Annotated in this window: 2 protein-coding genes; both read right to left on the bottom strand. The window is 42.5% G+C overall.

The features are described from left to right. Nucleotides 1-243: 243 nt before the first annotated feature. Nucleotides 244-1,413 carry a hormogonium polysaccharide biosynthesis glycosyltransferase HpsO gene (gene hpsO / locus N0824_RS16175; protein ID WP_108937491.1) on the bottom strand — a complete coding sequence of 390 codons (1,170 nt, stop codon included), beginning with the start codon at nucleotides 1,411-1,413 and terminating at the stop codon, nucleotides 244-246. Then, nucleotides 1,410-2,405 (bottom strand): hormogonium polysaccharide biosynthesis glycosyltransferase HpsN, encoded by a 996-nt coding sequence (gene hpsN, locus N0824_RS16170; protein WP_108937492.1) that lies wholly within the window; start codon nucleotides 2,403-2,405, stop codon nucleotides 1,410-1,412. The genes hpsO and hpsN overlap by 4 nt, the downstream gene beginning before the upstream one ends. Nucleotides 2,406-2,474: the final 69 nt, after the last annotated feature.

Genomic DNA, 2,474 nt, shown 5'->3' with positions numbered 1-2,474 from the left:
CCCCATCAACCCACACCCCACACCATTCAGGAGTCAGGAGTCAGGAGATAGGAGTCAGGAGATAGGTTTTTGGGGTGATAGGGTTTTAGGGTTTTGGGGTTTTAGGGTTTTAGGGTTTTGGGGTTTTAGTTCAATTTCCCCACTTCCCCATCACCCCACTTCCCCATCACCCCACACCCCAATTCATAATTCATAATTTATAATTCCCACACCCCACACCCCACACCCCACACCCCACTTCCATCACCGAGGGAGTAATTGTTGATAGAAATCCAATTGTTTTTGAGCGAGGGCTTTATTAGTATAATTGGTCATTACTCTCTGATAACCTCTCTGGCCTAATTCTTGAGCGAAGCTGGGATTATCTAAGAGAGTTTGTATAGATTTAGCCAGTGCATCCCCATCTTTTTCGGGAAAAATTAAACCCGTATCAGCAATAACAAAGGGAATTTCTCCCGAATCAGAACCAATAACAGGAACCTGACAGGCCATAGCTTCAATTAAAACATGACCGAATTGTTCTTTCCAACCGACGGCCGTTAAAGTTTTGACCTGATAGGTGGTTTCTGAAGGCAAAACCAAAGTGTTCATCAGGTTAATATAATTAACTACTTGATCGTGGGGAACACTTTCCACTATCATCAAGCGATCGCTTATTCCTGCGGCTGTAGCTTCGCTGACTATTTTATCTTTCAAAATTCCCCTACCTAACATTAATAATTTCCACTTACCTGTTAATTTAGATGCGGCTTTAATCAGCGTTAAAATGCCTTTTTCTTCTACAAAACGACCGATAAAACCAATCACAAATTCATCGGTTTCAATGCCTAAAGATCGGGATAAATCGGGTTGCTTGCTGGGGGAAAAAAGAACTTCATCCACTCCTAATTGCGGCAAAACGGTGTATTTACCCCTGTAACCCCGTTCTTTTAAAACATCTACCCCGTCCTGATTACCAGCGATTAAACCATCGGTATTTTTCAGGTTATAAGCTTCCAACCAAGAGATGGGAAATTTAGGAGTATAGGGAAGATTCCACCAAGTAAAAAATACATTTTTAGCTCGGAGATTTAAGAAACGGTTCAGAGTAATAAATTGTGCATAAGCAAGAGATTTAGAACCCTGTTCCACTTGAATAATATCGGGTCTAAATTTTTGCAATAAAGAAACTATATCAGTGCCAAAAGTTAATAAAGCTTGGTTATTTTGGCTAAAATTAGAGATAGGAATTACTCGGAAATTATCAGCTATTTTTGGTTGACTTTCAATGATTTTATTTTGGACTCCTCCCGGTTGCCAACGTTGGGGAACAACAATAGTAACCTCAATATCAGGATTTAATCTTGTCAGGGAGCGCAGTTTCTCACAGTTGAGATCAACTATATATGTATGACTAGCGACTAAAATTCTCATAGATTATCTAGTTTTGTATAAATTTGACCATCATTCCAGAGGGACTTAACTTGAGTTTTCAGAGCATCAAGAAAACCTAAACTATAAAAAATTCCCCTAGAAAGGATTTTAATCGGGGAACCACCCTTATTACAGGGAGGATTGCCAAGAACGTGACAATCAAATAATTTAGCATAGAGTCGCAATTGTTGAGTGGGAGTGAGATTTTTCAGGGCCATCAAAAAGTGATTATGATAAAAAGTCGTCTGATAACTCAGAGAACGAGTGCTAATATCATGACAGCCGCCAGTTTCTTCCCCTAAATGAACCAGATAAGCGGTGGGATCGTACCAGACATGATAGGGAGTCGGGCGTAATCTTAAGCAAAAATCCGATTCCTCGCGCACGGCACTGCCACGAAAGCGTTCATCGAACCAAATGCCGTATTTCGTAAATATATCCTTCCGGAAAGACATATTACAGCCCCGGGCCGAGATTACCTGCTGGGGTTTAGTGGTGTGGACAAGATCGATGTAATACCAAGCAATGCCTGGATCCATGGCTTGGGGGGGTAAAAAGTCGATTTCGTAGGGTTTGCCGGTATCTGTCCCCATTTTTTGGGAGTCAACCAATTTCATGCGATCGAATACCCGACCGGCCACTACACCTATCTCAGGATTCTTGACAAAATTCTCACTATGTGCTTTGAGATAATTATCCGGTAGCCGCACATCATCATCGATAAAAAGAACTATATCGCCCTGAGCGCGACGGACTCCATAGTTTCTGGCACCGGGTAAACTCGCCCAATCCAGCCGATACCAGCTAATTTTCTGCTGATTAGCCAGATTTTCTAGATAGGATTGTATGGCAGGGATGTGGGTAGCTGTTTGGTCGATAACTAATACCTCAAAATCGGGATAATCTTGTTTGAGCAGGTCATCGAGGGTATCTTTAAGGGGTTCTTCGCGCCGATAGGTGGGTATGATCACAGAAATCGAGGGAAAATTCATAGCAGGGAATGGGGGAGTGGGGGAATGGGGGAATGGGGGAATGGGGGGGTGGGGGAATGGGGGAATGGG

The sequence above is a fragment of the Microcystis sp. 0824 genome (assembly GCF_003112475.1).
GTDB classification, from domain to species: domain Bacteria; phylum Cyanobacteriota; class Cyanobacteriia; order Cyanobacteriales; family Microcystaceae; genus Microcystis; species Microcystis aeruginosa_C.
Note: the sequence above shows the minus strand (reverse complement) of the source record. Positions and strands in the feature narration are given on the sequence as shown.